This is a genomic window from Sphingomonas sp. Leaf37, from assembly GCF_920939475.1.
In the GTDB taxonomy this organism is placed as follows: Bacteria; Pseudomonadota; Alphaproteobacteria; order Sphingomonadales; family Sphingomonadaceae; genus Sphingomonas.
This window is the reverse complement of record NZ_CAKLAX010000001.1, coordinates 307,888-325,018: the sequence shown is the minus strand read 5'-3', so window position 1 is coordinate 325,018 and position 17,131 is coordinate 307,888. Positions and strand designations below refer to the sequence as shown.

Sequence of the window (17,131 nt, the reverse complement as noted above, 5' to 3'; positions counted from 1 at the left end):
CGCAAGGCGGCGGAACGACGTCGGCAGCGGAAGAGGATGAGAGAATGGCAGGACCGATCGGCACGACCACGCATCATGCGGTGGGGGCAGGGGGCAGCGCCTCCTACGGCAAGGCGCTCAGCCTGCTCGCCAGCCTGTTTTTCATGTGGGGTTTCATCACCGTCATCAACGGCGTGCTGCTGCCGCACCTGCGATCGGTGTTCGAACTCGACTACACCCAGACGACGCTGATCGAATCGGTCTGGTTCATCGCCTATTTCTTCGCGTCCATTCCGTCCGCCAAACTCATCGAGCGCGTCGGATACCAGCGCGCGATCGTGATCGGCCTGCTGATCATGGCTGCCGGGGCGCTCGGCATGACGCTCGCCGCCAGCCTGCCGTCCTATGGCGTGACGCTCGTCATGCTGTTCATCATCGCGAGCGGCATCACGCTGCTGCAGGTCGCGGCCAACCCCTATGTCACCGTCATCGGCCCGCCCGAAACGGGATCGTCGCGGCTGAACCTGGTGCAGGCCTTCAACTCGCTCGGCACCACGCTCGCGCCGCTGTTCGCCGGCTATCTGATTCTCGGCCGCAGCCAGAGCGGGACCGCCGAAGCCGGCGCGACGCTGACGCAGGCACAGCGTTATGCGGACGCGCAGTCGGTGATCCTGCCCTACGTCCTCGTCGCGATCGTGCTGGTCGTCCTCGCGGTCGTCATCGCGCGCTTCCCGCTCCCATCGCTGGGCGCGGCGACGCAGCGCGCGGCCAAGGCGGACCGTCACCAGCATTCGCTGTGGAAGCATCGCAACCTGACGCTCGGCATCCCGACGATGATCGCCTACCTGCTCGCCGAGATCGGCGTCGCCAACCTGTTCGTGAATTTCGTCTCGCAGCCCGAGATCGCCGCGATCACGCACGAACAGGCGTCGCGCTATCTCGCGCTGCTGTGGGGCGGGATGATGGTCGGCCGCTTCGCCGGCAGCCTCATCATGCAAAAGATCGCACCGGAACGCGTGCTTAGCGTCTTCGCCTTCGGCGCGCTCGTCGTCGTCGCCGTTGCGACGTTCACCACCGGGCCGATGGCCATGTGGTCGCTGATCGCGGTCGGGTTGTTCCATTCGATCATGTTCCCGACGATCTTCACGCTCGCGATCCGCGGCCTCGGCCCGCTGACCGAAGAGGGGTCGGGCCTGATGATCATGGCGATCGCCGGCGGTGCGCTCGTCGTTGTCCAGGGCTGGCTCGCCGATCGCTACGGCCTCCAGAACTCGTTCTTCCTGACCATGGCGTGCGAGGTCGTCGTCCTCGCTTATGCGCTCTGGGGTTCGAAGCCGACCGCCGACCTCGGCACGCCCCAAGCCGAGTAAGCGGGATGGCGAATGCGATTATCGCGGTCGATTGGGGTACGACCAATCGCCGCGCCTACCGGGTCGAGGCGGACGGCAGCGTGTCGGACGGCATGCGCGACGGGGCCGGCGTGCTGGCGATGGCGGCGGACGATTATGTCCCCGCGCTCGCCACGCTGCGCGAACGGCTCGGCGATCTGCCGGTCATCGCGGCGGGCATGATCGGTTCGACCCGCGGCTGGCGGGAAGCGCCCTATGTGCCCGCTCCCGCCGATCTTGCTGCACTCGGCCGGACCGCACTGCGGATCGACGATGCCAGAGCCATTATCGTCCCCGGCGTGTCTTGGGTCCATGGCGCCTGTGCCGACGTGATGCGCGGTGAAGAGGTGCAGGTTCTGGGCGCGGTCGCCGCCGGCCTTGCCCCTGCCGATGCGCTGTTCTGCCAGCCCGGCACGCACAACAAATGGATCGCCACACAGGACGCGCGGATCGTCGATGTGACGACGGTGATGACCGGCGAACTCTTCGCGCTGCTCAAGGCGCACGGCATCCTCGCCGGCATGCTCGACGGCCCGGTCGCGGATGGGACTGCGTTTCGCGAAGGCATCGCGCGCGGCGCCGGTGCCTGCGACCTCGGCGCGGCGCTGTTCGAGGTCCGTGCCGCCGTCCTCCTCGCCCGCCGCGCACCCGAAGACGCTGCGGCCTATGCCAGCGGCGTGCTGATCGGTTCCGACGTCGGCGCACGCGATATGGCGGGCGAGACGGTCCACCTGCTCGCCGACGGCACGCTCGCCGCTCTCTACACCGCCGCGATCGAAACGCTCGGCGGCCGGGTAGAGCCGGTCGACGCGACGATGGCCTTCATCGCCGGCATCCACCACCTGCGCGCGCATCTGGCCGCATGATCCTCTCGCGACGTCACCACCGCCAAGGCCAGCATGCCGCAACACCCCCGGAGCCTTTACAATGACCGACCCCGCAACCCGCTTCGCCGAGGCGTTCGCCGCCTGCCCGCTCGTCGCGGTCCTCCGCGGCCTCACCCCCGCCGAGGCTGAGGCGATCGGCGACGCGCTGGTCGATGCCGGCTTCACGCTGCTCGAAGTCCCGCTGAACTCGCCCGACCCGCTGACCAGCATCGCCGCAATGGCGAAGCGCTACGCTGGCCGGGCGATCGTCGGTGCGGGCACCGTACTCACCACAGACGATGTCGCCGCCGTCGCCGACGCGGGCGGCGAACTCATCGTCTCGCCCAACACCGATCCCGCCGTCATCCGCGCCTCGGTCGCGCGCGGCATGATCTCGCTGCCCGGATATTACACCCCCAGCGAAGGCTTCGCCGCACTCGCCGCCGGCGCGCATGGCCTCAAGCTGTTTCCGGCCGAAGGTGCCGCTCCCACCTACCTCAAGGCGCAACGCGCCGTCCTCCCCAAGGACACGAAAGTGCTCGCCGTCGGGGGCATCACCCCCGACACCATGGCCGCATGGCACGCCGCCGGAGCGGATGGCTTCGGCCTCGGCTCCAATCTCTATCGCGCCGGCAAGTCCGCCGCCGACGTCGCGCGCGATGCCGCGACGTTCGTTTCCGCAGTGAAGGCCCTCGCATGACACCTCCTTCTTCGATTTCGGCCCGCCTCCTTCAGCAGCGCCTGCCCGACGGCACGCGCCGGGTAATCCTCGCCGAGCATGCCGCGCATGTCCTCACAGGCGTCACCACCACCCGCGAACTCGCGGCTGCCGCCATTGCCGAAGGCAGTTCGCTGCTCGACGCTGCCCGCGCCCGTCGCTCGGACGAGACGGTGGACCTTCCAGCCGCGCTCGCCGCCGGCGAACTGCTGCCCGCGATTGATCACGACGACAGCGCGCGCCTGATGCTCGCGGGCACCGGGCTGACTCATCTCGGCTCCGCATCGGGCCGCGATGCGATGCACAAGGCCGCTGCCGAGGGCAAACAGACCGACTCGATGCGCCTTTTTCTCGAAGGCATGGAGGGCGGCCGACCGACGGAGGGTCAGACGGGTGCGCAGCCCGAGTGGTTCTACAAGGGCGACGGCCAGTCGCTGATCGCGCCCGGAGCGCCGCTGACCTCGCCGTCCTTCGCGCAGGACGGCGGCGAGGAACCCGAACTCGCCGGCATCTATCTGATCGGCGACGACGGCACCCCCTTCCGCCTCGGCATCGCACTCGCGAACGAGTTCAGCGACCATGTGACGGAACGCCATAATTACTTGTGGCTGGCGCATTCGAAGCTGCGGCAGGCGGCGCTCGGTGCGGAACTGCTGCTCGGCGAACCGCCCGCCGACATCCATGGCACCAGCCGGATCGAGCGGAACGGCGAGACCCTTTGGGAAAAGCCGTTCCTCACCGGAGAGGCGAATATGTCGCACAGCCTCTCCAACCTCGAACATCATCATTTCAAATATGCGTCCTTCCGTCGCCCGGGGGACGTGCACGTTCACTTCTTCGGCACCGCGACCCTGTCCTGCGCCGACAATATTCAGACGCAGGACGGCGACGTCTTCGCGATCGAGGCCGCGCCCTTCACGCTGCCGCTGCGCAATCCGCTCGCCACCGCACCCGCCGCGCCGGTCACGGTGACGCCGCTGTGAGCGAGCCGATCCGACTCGCGCTGGTCGGGATGGGCAAGATCGCCCACGACCAGCACGTCCCCGCGATCACCGGCAACGGCGACATCACGCTCGCCGCGACGGTCAGCCGTAACGGCGAAGGCGTAGACGGTGTCCCGCACTTCCGGGAACTCGCCGATCTGATCGCCAGCGGGATCGCGATCGATGCTGTGTCACTCTGCACCCCGCCGCAGGTTCGCCGCACCATAGCCGCACAGGCGATCGCACAGGGCTGGCACGTTTTCCTCGAAAAGCCCCCCGGCGCGACGCTGGCCGAGGTCGCGCACCTGCAAACCGCCGCGGACTCCGCCAACATCAGCCTCTTCGCGAGCTGGCATTCGCGCTACGCCCCTGGCGTCGAGCCGGCGCGCGCCTTCCTCGCCCATGCCGACATCCGCAAGGTCACGGTGACATGGCGCGAGGACATCCGCGTCTGGCATCCGGGACAGGCGTGGATTCTGGAGGCGGGCGGCTTTGGCGTGTTCGATCCCGGCATCAACGCGCTGTCAATCGTCACCCGCATCCTGCCGCGGCCGTTCTTCATCGCCGATGCGGAACTGGATTTCCCTGCCAATTGCGACGCCCCGATCGCCGCGCGCATCACCTTTGCCGACGACCATGGCGTGGCCATCGCGGCGGACTTCGACTTCCGGCAGGAAGGTCCGCAAAGCTGGGACATCGCAGTCGACACTGCGGAGGGCACGCTGACGCTCCACGATGGCGGCGCGCGTCTGGTGATGCCGGACGGCACCGAACCCTCGCATGAGGATGCGCTTCACGGCGAATATGCCGGCCTCTACGCCCGTTTCGCCGAGATCGTCCGCGCCGGTCAATCCGACGTCGACATCGCCCCCTTGCGCCATGTGGCCGACGCCTTCCTGCGGGGGCGGCGGATCACGGTGGAGCCGTTCGTCGAGTGATGTCCACGCGAAGCCGCTGAGCCGCGAAGAAAGACGTGTGTTCGCACGGAGGACACGGAGAAAAGCAGAAGGGGCGGCACCCCACTCCCCGTCATCCCGACGAAAGTCTGGATCCATGGGGGCGCTACGGCGGCGTGATGCGTTCCATCAGATCGATCGCATCCGTGGGGCCCGGCGTCCGCCAAGATGACGGATGGGAGCGGGGGCGCAGCCGCGTCCAAACGCAGGTCCTCCACCCTTCGCCCGTCAGTCCGCCTCAACCCTTCTGCTGCGCGCCTCCGCGCGAACCGGCTTCTTCTCTTCGCGCCTTTGCGCCTTCGCGTGAATCAACCTACCCAGGCAGCAGCCTCGCCGATCGCAGCATACACCGCGTCCAGATCATCGTCGCCGATGCAATACGGCGGCATCACGTACACCACGTTCCCCAGCGGCCGCAGCAGCAGGTCTCGGGTCCTAAAGAACGCCAGCAGCCGCGGCCCCATCGCCGACAGATAGTCCGCGCCCTCGTCCCCCAGATCGACCGCCGCGATCGTTCCCAGCGTCCGGATATTGCGCGCGCCCGACAAGGCGTCGGCCCGCACCCGCTGCCGCGCCGCCAGGTTCGCGACCCGCTCCAGCACCGGCTCCTCCTCCCAGATCGCGATATTCGCCGCCGCCGCTGCGCAGGCGATCGGGTTTGCGGTGTAGCTCGACGAATGAAAGAACATCCGCGCCCGGTCGGCACTCAAATGCGCCTGATAGATCGCCTCGCGTGCCATCGTCACCGCCAATGGCACCGCGCCCCCGGTCAACCCCTTGGACAGGCACAGGATATCCGGCACGACGCCAGCCTGCTCGCACGCCAGCACGGTTCCGGTCCGTCCCCACCCCGTCATCACCTCATCCGCGATGAACAGCACGTCGTGCCGCGCACAGATCGCCCGCATCTCGGCGAGCACCCACGCCGGATAGACCAGCATGCCACCCGCCCCGCAGATCAGCGGCTCGACAATCAGCGCCGCCGGAGCTTCTCGGCACGCCACCTCCAACGCATCCAAAGTGGCCTGCTCGCGGCCGGTGGCGGGAAACGGGATGGTCGCGACATCGAACAGCAACGGCTCGTACGCGCGGTTGAACGCGCCCCGGGCACCGACCGACATCGTCCCGATCGTGTCGCCGTGATAGCCATGCTCCAGCACCAGAATACGATGCCGCGGCTCTCCCCGATTAAGCCAGAAGCCGAGCGCCATCTTCAGTGCCACCTCGACGCTGGTCGAACCCGAATCGGAAAAGAACACCCGCGTCAGCGCCTCCGGCATCAGCCGCAGCAACCCGGCCGCCACCGCCTCCGCCGGTTCGTGCGTCCAGCCGGCGAAGATGATCTGGTCCATCTTTGCCGCCTGATCGGCGATCGCCGCCATGATCCGCGGTTCGCGATGGCCATGCGTCGTCACCCACCATGACGAAATCGCATCGACCACCCGCCGCCCGTCCGCCGTGTAGAGCGCCGCCCCCTCCGCCCGCACGACTTCGGGGATCGGCTCGCCCAGCCCATGCTGCGTGAACGGATGCCACACCGCGCTCACATGAAATCCTCCACACCAAAACTGTCCGCGAATGCCCGAGCCAACCCCGCGGCACTGAGCGGATCGACCCGGCCCAGCCGCCCCAGACGCCGCACGGCGCCGATCCGGCAGATCGTCGCCTCGCTATCCTCCTGAGCCTCACCGTTGAACGCGATACCGAGGATCGGCACCCCCCGCCTCCGCAATGCCTCGATGCTCAACAGGCTGTGGTTGATCGTCCCTAGTCCTGTGCGGGCCACCAGCACGACGGGCGCTCCCCACCGTGCGAACATATCGGCATAAACCAGATCGCCAGCCAGCGGCACCAGCACGCCCCCCGCCCCCTCGACCACCAGCGGTCCCTCGACCGTCGGCATTGCCAGCCGCGCCGGATCGATCGTCACCCCGTCGATCGCGGCGGCACGATGCGGCGAACACGGCGTCACCAGCCGATACGCCTCGGGCAGCACCCGCTCGACGCCCAGCGCCCGCACCCCCGCCGCGTCACCGCCCTCGTCCAGTCCCGCCTGCACCGGCTTCCAGTAGGTCGCACCCAGCGCCACGGTCAGCGCCGCCGCGAACACGGTCTTGCCGACGTCGGTGTCGGTCCCCGTCACCACGATCACGCGGTTCATCGCAGCACCCCTCCCAGACCTTCGATCGCCGCCTCGTCGACGTTGCAGGTGATCGACACCCGCAACCGCGCCGTCCCCGCCGCCACCGTCGGCGGCCGGATCGCCCGCACGTCGTACCCCGCCGCCTGACATCGCTCCGCCAGTGCCACCGCGGCACCATCCTCGCCGACGATCACCGGAAACAGCTGCGATCCGCTTGCGAAGCCCAGCGCGCGCTCCGCCGCCGCGACCAAGGCCCATAGCCGCGCCTGCCGCTCCGGCTCGTCGACCAGACAGCGCAACGCCTCCCGCACCGCCGCCGCCATCAGCGGCGATGGCGCGGTCGAGAACACGAAGCCCCGGGCCCGGTTGATCAGCATGTCGCGCAGCACGGCCGGCACGCACAGCAGCCCGCCCTCCGCGCCCAGCGCTTTCCCACAGGTATGCAGCGTCACGACATTCTCCGCGCCGTGCAGTCCCTCGGCCAGCCCCCGCCCCGCGCTGCCGAACACGCCGGTCGCATGCGCCTCGTCGATCAGCAGCATCGCGTCGTACCGCGCCGCCACCGCCGCCAGATCGTTCAGCGGCGCCTGGTCGCCATCCATGCCATACAGGCTCTCGACCGCGATCCACGGCGTGCCGGTGCCGCCTCCAGCCCGCCACCGCCGGATCGCATCCTCGAACGCGTCGACATCGTTATGCGCCACCGCCGCCCGCGGCGCACGCCCCAGTCGCATGCCATCGTGTGCACTCGCGTGCACCAGCTCATCATAAACAATTATATCGCCCGGCTGCGGCAGGGTCGCGAACGCCGCCACGTTCGCTGCATAGCCATTGGCGAAGAACAGCGCAGCCTCGCTGCCGAAATGCGCTGCCGCCTCGACCTCCAGCGCCTCATGCTCGGGATCGTTGCCGCGCAGCAGCCGCGACCCGCCCGATCCAATGCCGACGCCGCGGTCCAGCGCCGCCGCCACCGCCTGCCGCAGCCGCAAGGACGCTCCCAGCCCGAGGTAATCGTTGGACGCGAAATCGGCGCCCGTCCTCGGCCGCAGCGCCCGCAACCGGTCGGCCGCCGCCAGCCGCGCAAGATCGTCACGATAGAATTGCAACATCGCTGCTCCTCTAGCGCCTGCACCTTCGCGCGCCAGCCCACTGGCGTTCGGCCCCCGGCATCCGATACGGGGGCACGCGCCATGTCCGATCACCGGGAGAACACGCATATGATCTGGAAGTCGATCCTCGCCGCCACCCTGGCCGCGGCGATCCCGGGTGCCGCATCGGCCCAGCGTGCGCAGACCACCACGCCGGTGCAACTGCCGCGCACCATCCTGTTCATCGGCAACAGCTTCACGCAGGGCGCGCATTCGCCGCTCCGCAACTGGCACGCCGATCGCGTCACCGATCTGAACGGCGCGGGCTATGGCGGCGTGCCGGCGCTGTTCAAGGAATTCACCGTGGAGGCCGGTCTCAACTACGCCGTCAGCCTGGAAACGCAGGGCGGTCAAAGCCTCGCCTTCCACTACGAACAGCGCCGCCAGCTGTTCGACCGCCCGTGGGATGTCGTCGTGCTGCAGGAATACAGCACGCTCGACCGCGATCGACCCGGCGACGCCACCCGCTACATCCGCAGCGTCGGCCAGCTGAGTTCGCTGTTCCGCGTTCGCAATCATGCGGTGAAGGTGGCACTGATGGCCACGTGGAGCCGCGCGGATCAGATCTATCAACCCGGCAGCCCGTGGTCCGGCAGGCCAGTGGCGACCATGGCGGAGGACCTGCGCAACGCCGCCGATCGCGCTCGCCGCACCAACCGCGCGGTGTCGGGTATCATCCCGGTCGGTCAGGCATGGAATCGCGCGTTCGCCGCCGGTATTGCCGACCCGAACCCGTATGACGGCATCGCCTACGGCCAGATGAACCTCTGGTCCTTCGACCATTATCACGCCAGCACGGCGGGCTATTATCTCGAGGCGCTGACGGTATTTGGCGACGTTACCGGCGTCGACCCCCGCAGTCTCGGCCGTAACGAACGTGCCGCGGACGAACTCGGCCTGTCACCGGATCATGCCGCGGCGTTGCAGGCGATCGCGCACGAACAATTGGCGGCACGGTAACCGCTCGCTCCCAAAGCGGCGAAAGGCAGCGATTGCATAGGCAACAGTCGGCGGTGCGGCGATCGAACTCCTACCCCCATCATCCCGGCGAACACCGGGATGATGGGGGGAGGAGGTGATGAAAAGGGGAACGAAACGAGGGGCCGTTTACACCCGCATCGGCATCAGCACGTACAGCGCCGGCGCCTTGTCGTTCTCGCGGATCAGCGTCGGCGCGGCGGCATCGTTCAGATGCACCTCGACCACATCGCCGTCGATCTGCCCCAGAATGTCGAGCAGATACCGGCTGTTGAAGCCGATCTCGAACGGCATCGCAGCATAATCGCCCGGCACCTCTTCCGCCGCGGTCCCGTTCTCGGGGCTGGTCACCGACAAAGTGATCTTGTCGCGATCCAGCGCCATCTTCACCGCGCGCGTCTTTTCGGTAGCGATGGTGGACACACGATCCACGCCCTCTTCGAAGCTGCGCGGATCGAGCTTCAGGATCTTGTCGTTACCCGTCGGGATGACCCGCGAATAATCCGGGAAGGTGCCGTCGATCAGCTTCGACGTCAGCACCGCCTGCCCCAGATCGAACCGGATCTTGGTCCCCGACAGCGACACGCCAACCGATCCGTCGACCTCGTCAAGCAGCTTGCGCAGTTCGGCGACGCACTTCCGCGGTACGATCACGTCGGGCATCCCCGCCGCACCCTCGGGCCGCGGCAGCGTCACGCGCGCCAGCCGATGGCCGTCGGTCGCTGCCGCCTTCAACGTCGGTTCGCTCGCATCGTCCTGCACATGCAGGAAAATCCCGTTGAGGTAATAACGGGTCTCTTCGGTCGAGATCGCAAAGCGCGTCTTGTCGATGATCTGCTTCAGCGTCTCCGCCGGGATCTCGAACTGCGTCGGCAATTCGCCCTCGGCGATTACCGGGAAATCGTCGCGCGGCAGCGTGCCGAGCGAAAAGCGCGCGCGCCCCGCCACGATCGACATGCGACCCTCGGCGGCATGTAACTGCACCTGCGAACCGTCCGGCAGCTTGCGCGCGATATCGAACAGCGTGTGCGCCGACACCGTCGTCGATCCCGCCTGATCCACCGCCGCCGCCACCGATTCGTTGATCTGCAGATCGAGGTCGGTCGCCATCAGCCGCAACTGCCCTTCGGCGGTCGCTTCCAGCAGCACGTTCGACAGGATCGGAATGGTATTGCGCCGCTCCACCACGGACTGGACATGGCTCAGCCCCTTCAGGAGCGTTGCACGTTCGATCGTCGCCTTCATGAGTCTTACCCCCGTCCCCCGAGTCCGGGGCGTGTCCCGCCTGTCCTACCCACGAAAAAGGGGTCGGAGCAAGCACTCCGACCCCTCGGGCGATTCCGGTTAACAGCAGGTTAGCGGAATGGCCGGATCGAACGCGCGAGAGAGCGCATTCGATGCGCGGTGCCGGCCCGCTCCCCATCGGGTCCCTGCAAAGTATTACTTTGCAGGGCTACCCCCTCCCGTCCACCCACACGGTATCCTGATGGGTGGCCGGGAGGGGGAGCGGGCCGGCACCGCCTCTAAAACTCGCGTTTCAGCGAGTTTGCAAACGAACTCTCAGAACCGCATTCCGACGCCGGCCACGATCTGGTGCCGATCGGCATCGATATCGAAATCGTCGGCCCGGCCGTAATGCGAATAGCGATATTCGCCCTTCACATAGGTCCGCGCGCCGATCTGGTGCTCCAGTCCCGCGCCAAGCCGCAGCCCGTCGAGATCGACGTGATCGCTGGTCCGCGTGTTGCCGACGTCGTAGCGCGCCTCGACCCTGGCATTTGTGTAGCCGGCCTTGGCATAGGCCATCGTCGACGGATTGAGCACAAAGCCCGCACGCCCGCCGACGTAGATATCACGCCCCGCATCGACGCGCAGCCGATCGCCGGCCAGCACCAGATTGTCCGTGCGCGTATCGGTGGTCGATCCGGTCAGCTCGCCCTCACCGCCCAGGATCAGATTGTTGACCTGCACGTCATACCCGACCGCGCCGCCATAGACGATGCCGTCGCTCGAACTCGAATCCTGGCTGTGGCCGTCCTTCAGCGCATCGTAGCCGGCGACGCCTTCGATGCGCAGGCCAGTGAACGGCGATCCGGTCGTCTGCGCCATGGCGGGGGCGGCGAAGGCGGTCGTGGCGAGCGCGGCGAAAATGAGGTTACGCATGAACTACTCCGTGATGGGCCCCATGAACGCGGGGCGGACCGACCCAATGGCCGAAGCCGCGCACCGTTGCATGAACCTCAGCTAAACACGGAAATCCGTTGCTTTTGCGCCACAGCGATCCGACACCGGCGCGATGAACCAGCCCCTTCCTGCCTCGCGAAAAGGTCGCGATTTTATCGCCCGGCATGGGGAGACCGTTTTCAACGCCGCCCGCCGCTTGCAGGGCGACCATCCGCACACCCCGCTCACCCGCGCCGGATTCATGCAAGCCGACGAGATGGGCCGGGCATTGCGCGATCTGCTGGGCGCGAAACCAGCCCTCACCCTCTGGGCATCGCCGACGGGTCGCGCGCTCCAGACGCTGGCGGTCATCGCCGAACATCTCGAATTCGACTGGCACGCTGCCCACACCGATCCCCGACTCGTCGAAATCGGCATGGGCAGCTGGGGCGGCCGCTATTACGCCGACGTGATCGGCGAGGTCGGCCCGGTGGTGACACCCGAGGGCCTGCTCCGCCCCGCCGCCGACGGCGAGGATTACCGCCAGATCGACATCCGCGTCTCAAGCTGGCTCACCGACACGAACGACGACGCCGGCGACCGGCTGGTCATCATGCACGGCATCTCCAGCCGCGTATTGCGCGGCGTGATGACGGGCGCATCCGTCCATCCGGAATGGGGCGCGCCGATCGCCGCCGGCCTGCCGCAGGGATCGGTGGTGCTGATCGAACAAGGCCGCGAATCGGTCGCGCATCTCGGAACGGGGCACGCGCCCGCGTGAAGCGACTGCTCGCCCTCCTGCTGGTCACCGCGGCCCCGGCAACGGCGCGCGACACGATCGGAGTCTACAAGGGCTGGGGCGCCTTCCGCGACGCCGCACCCGCACGTTGCTACGCCATTGCCCGCCCCGCCGCAGCGGGCGGGCGCAGCACCGGTTGGGCGAGCGTCGCCAGCTGGCCCGGTCGCGGACTGCGCGCATCGCTCCACATCCGGCTGTCCCGGACCCGCGATCGCTCTGCCCCCGTTACGCTGACGGTGGGCGAGCGCCGCTTCGAACTCACCGCCAACAGCTTCGATGCCTGGGCCCCCGACGCCCCGACCGACCGCGCGATCGTCACCGCCCTCCGCTCCGGCCGCAGCATGAGCATCGAAGCCGTCGCCACCGGAGGCCGCCCCTTCGCCGACGTCTACCTCCTGACGGGTGCCGCAACCGCGATCGACGCGGCGACGCTGGCGTGCGTGCGCTAGGCTGGATTCACGCGAAGCCGCAAAGACGCGAAGAAGGCGGCACTCCACCGCCCCCGCCCCCTCCCATCATCCCGGCGAACGCCGGGACCCATGGTTTCAAGGCGATCGTAATCGCGCACGCCACTGGCCGTGGGCGTCCATGGGTCCCGGCGTTCGCCGGGATGACGGAATTGAGGAAGGAACAGAAATAAATCCTTCCCAACTCCCTCTTCTTCTCCGCGCCCTCCGCGCCCTCCGCGCGAACACACCTTCTTCGCGCCTTCGCGTCTTCGCGTGAACAACCTCTCCACCCCCAACCCACCGGGATGGAAACCAACCCCATTTTCGTCTATATACCGCCGATGCTCGACAGCGTTGCCCCGCCCATGCCCATTCCGGGCCACATCGACCCTGTGCCGGTGCCCCGCGCCAAGACGTTCCGCGCGGACGGCCGCATCGACCTGATCGGCCTCGGCAAGGACGCCCTTCGCCAGACCCTGCTCGACGCCGGCATGGAGCTGCGTCAGGCCAAGCTCCGCTCGAAACAGATCTGGCACTGGCTCTACAACCGCGGCGCGACCGAATTTTCCGCGATGAGCGACATCTCCAAGACCATGCACCCGTGGCTGGAACAACGCTTCGTCATCGGCCGCCCCGAGGTGGTCGAGGCGCAGGTGTCGACCGACGGCACCCGCAAATGGCTGCTCCGCTCGCCCGACGGGCAGGATTACGAGGCGGTGTTCATCCCCGACGCCGATCGCGGCACGCTCTGCGTCTCCAGCCAGGTCGGCTGCACGCTCAACTGCCGCTTCTGCCACACCGGCACGATGCGCCTCGTCCGCAACCTGACCGCGGGCGAGATCGTCGGCCAGGTCATGCTCGCCCGCGACGCGCTCGGCGAATGGCCGAGCCAGCCCGAGGGACGCATGCTCACCAACATCGTGATGATGGGCATGGGCGAACCGCTCTACAATTTCGACGCGGTCCGCGACGCGCTGAAGCTGGTGATGGACGGCGACGGCCTCGCGCTCTCTCGCCGCCGGATCACGCTCAGCACCAGCGGCGTGGTGCCGATGATGGCGCGCGCCGGTACCGAGATCGGCGTCAACCTCGCCGTATCGCTGCACGCCGTGACGAAGGAGGTGCGCGACGAACTCGTGCCGCTCAACCGGAAATACGGGATCGAGGAATTGCTGCAGGCCTGCGCCGACTATCATGGCACCAGCAACGCGCGGCGCATCACGTTCGAATACGTCATGCTCAAGGACAAGAACGATTCGGACGCCGAAGCGCACGAACTCGTCCGCCTGCTGCGCAAATACGATCTGCCCGCCAAGGTGAACCTGATTCCGTTCAACCCCTGGCCCGGCGCCGCCTACGATACGTCGACGCCGGAGCGGGTGCGCCGGTTCAGCGAGATCATCTTCGCTTCGGGCATTTCGGCGCCGGTCCGCACGCCGCGTGGCCGCGACATCGACGCCGCCTGCGGCCAGCTCAAGACCGCGGCCGAGAAGAAGAGCCGCGCGCAGATGGACCGCGAGGCCGAGGAAAAGATGATCGCGCTTGGCTGATCCAGTTGCGCTCGCGCTGGCGGCGGGCGCGGGGATGTTGGGCGGGGCGATGAACGCGCTGGCGGGCGGCGGATCGTTCGCGACGATGCCGACGCTGATCGCGCTCGGCCTGCCCTCCACCGTCGCCAACGCGACCAGCAACGTCGCGGTGCAGCCCGGCGCGGTGGCGAGCGCCTGGGCCTATCGCGCCGGCCTCGCCCCGATCGGTGGCATCGGCGTGCGGACGCTGTCCGCCATCACCTTCACCGGCGGCCTCGCCGGCAGCTTGCTGCTCGCCCGGACCTCGGCAAGTGCGTTCGACGTCATTGTCCCCTGGCTGCTGCTCGCCGCGACGATCGCCATCGCACTCGGCCGTCACGCCTCCGACTGGCTCAGCGCGCGCTTCGTCGCCGGACCGCGCAGCATCGTTGCGGGGCAAGCATTGCTCGGCATCTACGGCGGCTATTTCGGCGGCGGCGTCGGCATGATGCTGACCGCGATGTGGGGGCTGCTGACCGGAGCCACCCCCGCCACGCTCGCCGCCCCCCGCACGCTGATGCTCGCGGTCGCCAACACCGCCGCAACGATCGTCTTCGTCGCCAGCGGCATGGTCGCATGGGCGCTCTGCGTACCGATGATGGTCGGATCGATCGCCGGCGGCTACCTCGGCGCACTGGTCGGCCGCCGCCTGTCCCCCGCCATCATCCGCGGCTGGACGCTGCTGGTGACGGTCGTCACCACCGCGGTGTTCTTCTGGCGGGCCTACGGCTGAACTTCTCCGGAGAGCTTCGTCACCCCGGACTTGTTCCGGGGTCCACCGTGCGGCAACGGGAAAAGCTTAAGCCGCTTGCCTTTCCTTCACGGCACCGTGGACCCCGGAACAAGTCCGGGGTGACGAAATAAGACGTTCGACCCCGACCCGATCTACCGCGGCCGCCACATCCGAAACAGATTCGCCTCGGTCACATCGAAATAATCCGCCGGCCCACCCCCGCGCATGATCGGCCGCGCCCGCGCGGTCTGGTACACGCCGTCCTCCAGCATCGCGGTGTCGATATGCACCCCCACCGCCTCGCCGATCACCAGATACTGGTCCAACTCCTCCCCATGCCGATCGGTCAACCGGATCAACTGCGTCAGCCTGCACTCGAACGCCACCGGACTCGCCGCCACCCGCTCCGGCGCGACCAGCCGTGACGGCAGCGTCTCCAGCCCGGCAAGCGCGAACTCGTCTACATCCGCCGGCACCATCGCCGACGTCGCATTCATCGCCTCCGCCAGATCGCGCGTCGCGAGGTTCCAGACGAACTCGCCCGTCGCCTCGACATTGGCGACGCTGTCCTTCCGCCCGACGCTGGAAAAGGCGATCAGCGGCGGCGTATAGTTGATCAGGTTGAAGAAGCTGTACGGCGCGATATTGCGCACCCCATCCGCCGACACGGTGCTGATCCAGCCGATCGGCCGCGGCGCGACCATTGCGTTGAGCGGGTCGTGCGGCAGGCGGTGGCCGTCGCGGGGTTCGTAGAAATGCCATTCGATCATGCCCGCTTACCTGCTACAATATCGGCATGAACCCAATAGCGCCTGGCACTTCGATCTTCCGCCACGCGCTGGCGACGCGGATCTGGCACTGGATCAACGCGGTCGCGATCTTCATCCTGATCGGCAGCGGCCTCGGCATCTCCAACGCGCATCCGCGGCTCTACTGGGGCCGCTACGGCGCGAATTTCGACCACGCATGGACGCAACTGCCGCGCTTCCCCGCGTGGATCACAATCCCCGCCAACTACAATCTCGCGATCTCGCGCCGCTGGCACCTCCTGTTCGCGCTGGTCCTCGCCTTCGGCCTGCTCGCCTTCATGATCGCCAGCCTGATCAACCGCCACTTCGCCCGCAATCTCAAGCTGAAGGCCGCCGACGTCAGCCCCGCGCATCTCGCCGAGGATGTCCGCGATCACCTCAACTTCCGCTTCCACGACGCCGACGATCCCGGCGCGTACAATTCGCTCCAGAAATGGAGCTACATCCTGACGATCTTCGTCATGCTCCCGCTGATGATCCTCACCGGTCTCGCGCTGTCGCCCGGCATGGATGCGGCATGGCCGTGGTTGCTCGACCTGTTCGGCGGCCGCCAGTCGGCGCGCTCGATCCACTTCATCACCTGTGCCCTGATCGGCGGCTTCGTCGTCATCCACCTGACGCTCGTCATCCTCGCCGGCGCGGGCAACGAACTGCGCTCGATGATCACCGGCCGCTGGAAGGTGCCCCCCACCGGAGACCGGCCATGATAATCGCCCGTCGCAACCTGATCGTCGGTGCCGGCGGCCTGCTACTCGCCGGCTGCGACAAGGTCGCCGCCCTCCCCCAGGCGCGCAAGATCCTGTTCGCCGGCGAAGATATGCACCGCGGCCTGCAACGCGCGCTGATGGACCGCGGCGCGCTCGCCCCCGAATTCACCCCCGAACAGATGTCGCCGATCTTCCGCGCCAACGGCACCCGCGATCCCGGCACCCCGGCTTATGCCGCGATGGTCGCCAACGAGTTCGCCGACTATCGCCTCCGCATCGGCGGCCTCGTCGACCGCCCGCTCTCGCTCAGCCTCACGCAACTCGCCTCGATGCCCGCCCGCAAGCAGATCACCCGCCACGATTGCGTCGAGGGGTGGAGCGCGATCGGCGCATGGCAGGGTCCGATGCTCGGCACCGTCCTCAAGGCCGCGGGCATGCGCAACACCGCCCGCTACGTCGTCTTCACATGCGCCGACCTCTACAATGGCCAGCCCTATTACGAATCGATCGACACGATCGACGCCTTCCACCCGCAGACGATCCTCGCGCTCAAGATGAACGGGTCGCGCCTGACGGTCCCTCACGGCGCCCCCGTCCGCCTCCGCGTCGAGCGGCAACTGGGCTACAAACACGCCAAATACGTCACCGGCATCGACGCGGTCGAAAACCTCGCCAACATAGGTAAGGGGAAGGGCGGCTATTGGGAGGACAACGTCGATTACGATTGGTACGCCGGCATCTAGG

General features: G+C 67.6%; 18 protein-coding genes. 12 read left to right on the top strand and 6 right to left on the bottom strand.

The features are described from left to right. Positions 1 to 44 precede the first annotated feature (44 nt). From LRA87_RS01310 to LRA87_RS01290, 5 genes are all read left to right on the top strand, one after another. Positions 45 to 1,349, top strand: a complete 1,305-nt coding sequence (locus tag LRA87_RS01310) for a sugar MFS transporter (RefSeq protein WP_230628602.1) — start codon at positions 45 to 47, stop codon at positions 1,347 to 1,349. 5 nt (positions 1,350 to 1,354) lie between these two features. Continuing rightward, on the top strand, positions 1,355 to 2,233 hold the full coding sequence (locus tag LRA87_RS01305) for a 2-dehydro-3-deoxygalactonokinase (RefSeq protein ID WP_230628601.1): 879 nt from the start codon (positions 1,355 to 1,357) through the stop codon (positions 2,231 to 2,233). Between the two features lie 61 nt (positions 2,234 to 2,294). Continuing rightward, positions 2,295 to 2,933, top strand: coding sequence for a 2-dehydro-3-deoxy-6-phosphogalactonate aldolase (locus LRA87_RS01300; protein ID WP_230628600.1), 639 nt, complete (start codon positions 2,295 to 2,297; stop codon positions 2,931 to 2,933). Further along, positions 2,930 to 3,934, top strand: a complete 1,005-nt coding sequence (gene araD1, locus LRA87_RS01295) for an AraD1 family protein (RefSeq protein WP_230628599.1) — start codon at positions 2,930 to 2,932, stop codon at positions 3,932 to 3,934. Before LRA87_RS01300 ends, araD1 begins: the two co-directional genes overlap by 4 nt. Then, positions 3,931 to 4,872: a Gfo/Idh/MocA family protein gene (locus tag LRA87_RS01290; protein WP_268934814.1), complete on the top strand. Its 942-nt coding sequence runs from the start codon at positions 3,931 to 3,933 to the stop codon at positions 4,870 to 4,872. Before araD1 ends, LRA87_RS01290 begins: the two co-directional genes overlap by 4 nt. A 326-nt stretch (positions 4,873 to 5,198) precedes the next feature. Here the strand turns inward: LRA87_RS01290 and LRA87_RS01285 are convergent, their stop codons facing one another. Genes LRA87_RS01285 through LRA87_RS01275 form a run of 3 tightly spaced genes read right to left on the bottom strand, consistent with a single transcriptional unit; the run spans position 5,199 to position 8,142 of the window. Continuing rightward, positions 5,199 to 6,437, bottom strand: a complete 1,239-nt coding sequence (locus LRA87_RS01285) for an adenosylmethionine--8-amino-7-oxononanoate transaminase (RefSeq protein ID WP_230628598.1) — start codon at positions 6,435 to 6,437, stop codon at positions 5,199 to 5,201. Next, positions 6,434 to 7,051, bottom strand: coding sequence for a dethiobiotin synthase (gene bioD, locus LRA87_RS01280; RefSeq protein ID WP_230628597.1), 618 nt, complete (start codon positions 7,049 to 7,051; stop codon positions 6,434 to 6,436). Before bioD ends, LRA87_RS01285 begins: the two co-directional genes overlap by 4 nt. Next, positions 7,048 to 8,142 carry an 8-amino-7-oxononanoate synthase gene (locus LRA87_RS01275; protein ID WP_230628596.1) on the bottom strand — a complete coding sequence of 365 codons (1,095 nt, stop codon included), beginning with the start codon at positions 8,140 to 8,142 and terminating at the stop codon, positions 7,048 to 7,050. Before LRA87_RS01275 ends, bioD begins: the two co-directional genes overlap by 4 nt. Positions 8,143 to 8,223: 81 nt before the next feature. On the opposite strand from LRA87_RS01275, the gene LRA87_RS01270 reads away from it, so the two are divergent. Next, positions 8,224 to 9,141 carry a DUF4886 domain-containing protein gene (locus tag LRA87_RS01270; protein WP_230628595.1) on the top strand — a complete coding sequence of 306 codons (918 nt, stop codon included), beginning with the start codon at positions 8,224 to 8,226 and terminating at the stop codon, positions 9,139 to 9,141. Between the two features lie 147 nt (positions 9,142 to 9,288). On the opposite strand, the gene dnaN is transcribed toward LRA87_RS01270, so the two are convergent. Then, on the bottom strand, positions 9,289 to 10,404 hold the full coding sequence (gene dnaN / locus LRA87_RS01265) for a DNA polymerase III subunit beta (protein WP_230628594.1): 1,116 nt from the start codon (positions 10,402 to 10,404) through the stop codon (positions 9,289 to 9,291). A 315-nt stretch (positions 10,405 to 10,719) separates the two neighbouring features. Further along, complete coding sequence (locus LRA87_RS01260; RefSeq protein ID WP_230628593.1) at positions 10,720 to 11,322, bottom strand: outer membrane protein; 603 nt, start codon at positions 11,320 to 11,322, stop codon at positions 10,720 to 10,722. A 133-nt stretch (positions 11,323 to 11,455) separates the two neighbouring features. On the opposite strand from LRA87_RS01260, the gene LRA87_RS01255 reads away from it, so the two are divergent. The 4 genes from LRA87_RS01255 to LRA87_RS01240 all read left to right on the top strand — a co-directional run bounded on the left by LRA87_RS01255 (position 11,456) and on the right by LRA87_RS01240 (position 14,871). Further along, on the top strand, positions 11,456 to 12,103 hold the full coding sequence (locus LRA87_RS01255; RefSeq protein WP_230628592.1) for a histidine phosphatase family protein: 648 nt from the start codon (positions 11,456 to 11,458) through the stop codon (positions 12,101 to 12,103). Next, positions 12,100 to 12,570 carry an invasion associated locus B family protein gene (locus tag LRA87_RS01250; RefSeq protein WP_230628591.1) on the top strand — a complete coding sequence of 157 codons (471 nt, stop codon included), beginning with the start codon at positions 12,100 to 12,102 and terminating at the stop codon, positions 12,568 to 12,570. Before LRA87_RS01255 ends, LRA87_RS01250 begins: the two co-directional genes overlap by 4 nt. Before the next feature lie 341 nt (positions 12,571 to 12,911). After that, positions 12,912 to 14,120, top strand: a complete 1,209-nt coding sequence (rlmN, locus tag LRA87_RS01245; protein ID WP_230628590.1) for a 23S rRNA (adenine(2503)-C(2))-methyltransferase RlmN — start codon at positions 12,912 to 12,914, stop codon at positions 14,118 to 14,120. Continuing rightward, on the top strand, positions 14,113 to 14,871 hold the full coding sequence (locus LRA87_RS01240; protein ID WP_329958572.1) for a sulfite exporter TauE/SafE family protein: 759 nt from the start codon (positions 14,113 to 14,115) through the stop codon (positions 14,869 to 14,871). The genes rlmN and LRA87_RS01240 overlap by 8 nt, the downstream gene beginning before the upstream one ends. 152 nt (positions 14,872 to 15,023) lie before the next feature. Here the strand turns inward: LRA87_RS01240 and LRA87_RS01235 are convergent, their stop codons facing one another. Continuing rightward, positions 15,024 to 15,641 carry a flavin reductase family protein gene (locus tag LRA87_RS01235; protein ID WP_230628589.1) on the bottom strand — a complete coding sequence of 206 codons (618 nt, stop codon included), beginning with the start codon at positions 15,639 to 15,641 and terminating at the stop codon, positions 15,024 to 15,026. A 26-nt stretch (positions 15,642 to 15,667) separates the two neighbouring features. Here LRA87_RS01235 and LRA87_RS01230 point away from each other — a divergent pair, with 26 nt between their 5' ends. Both LRA87_RS01230 and LRA87_RS01225 read left to right on the top strand, forming a co-directional pair. Next, positions 15,668 to 16,387 carry a cytochrome b/b6 domain-containing protein gene (locus LRA87_RS01230; RefSeq protein WP_230628588.1) on the top strand — a complete coding sequence of 240 codons (720 nt, stop codon included), beginning with the start codon at positions 15,668 to 15,670 and terminating at the stop codon, positions 16,385 to 16,387. Continuing rightward, positions 16,384 to 17,130, top strand: a complete 747-nt coding sequence (locus LRA87_RS01225) for a molybdopterin-dependent oxidoreductase (protein ID WP_230628587.1) — start codon at positions 16,384 to 16,386, stop codon at positions 17,128 to 17,130. Before LRA87_RS01230 ends, LRA87_RS01225 begins: the two co-directional genes overlap by 4 nt. The last annotated feature ends 1 nt before the right edge of the window (position 17,131 follow it).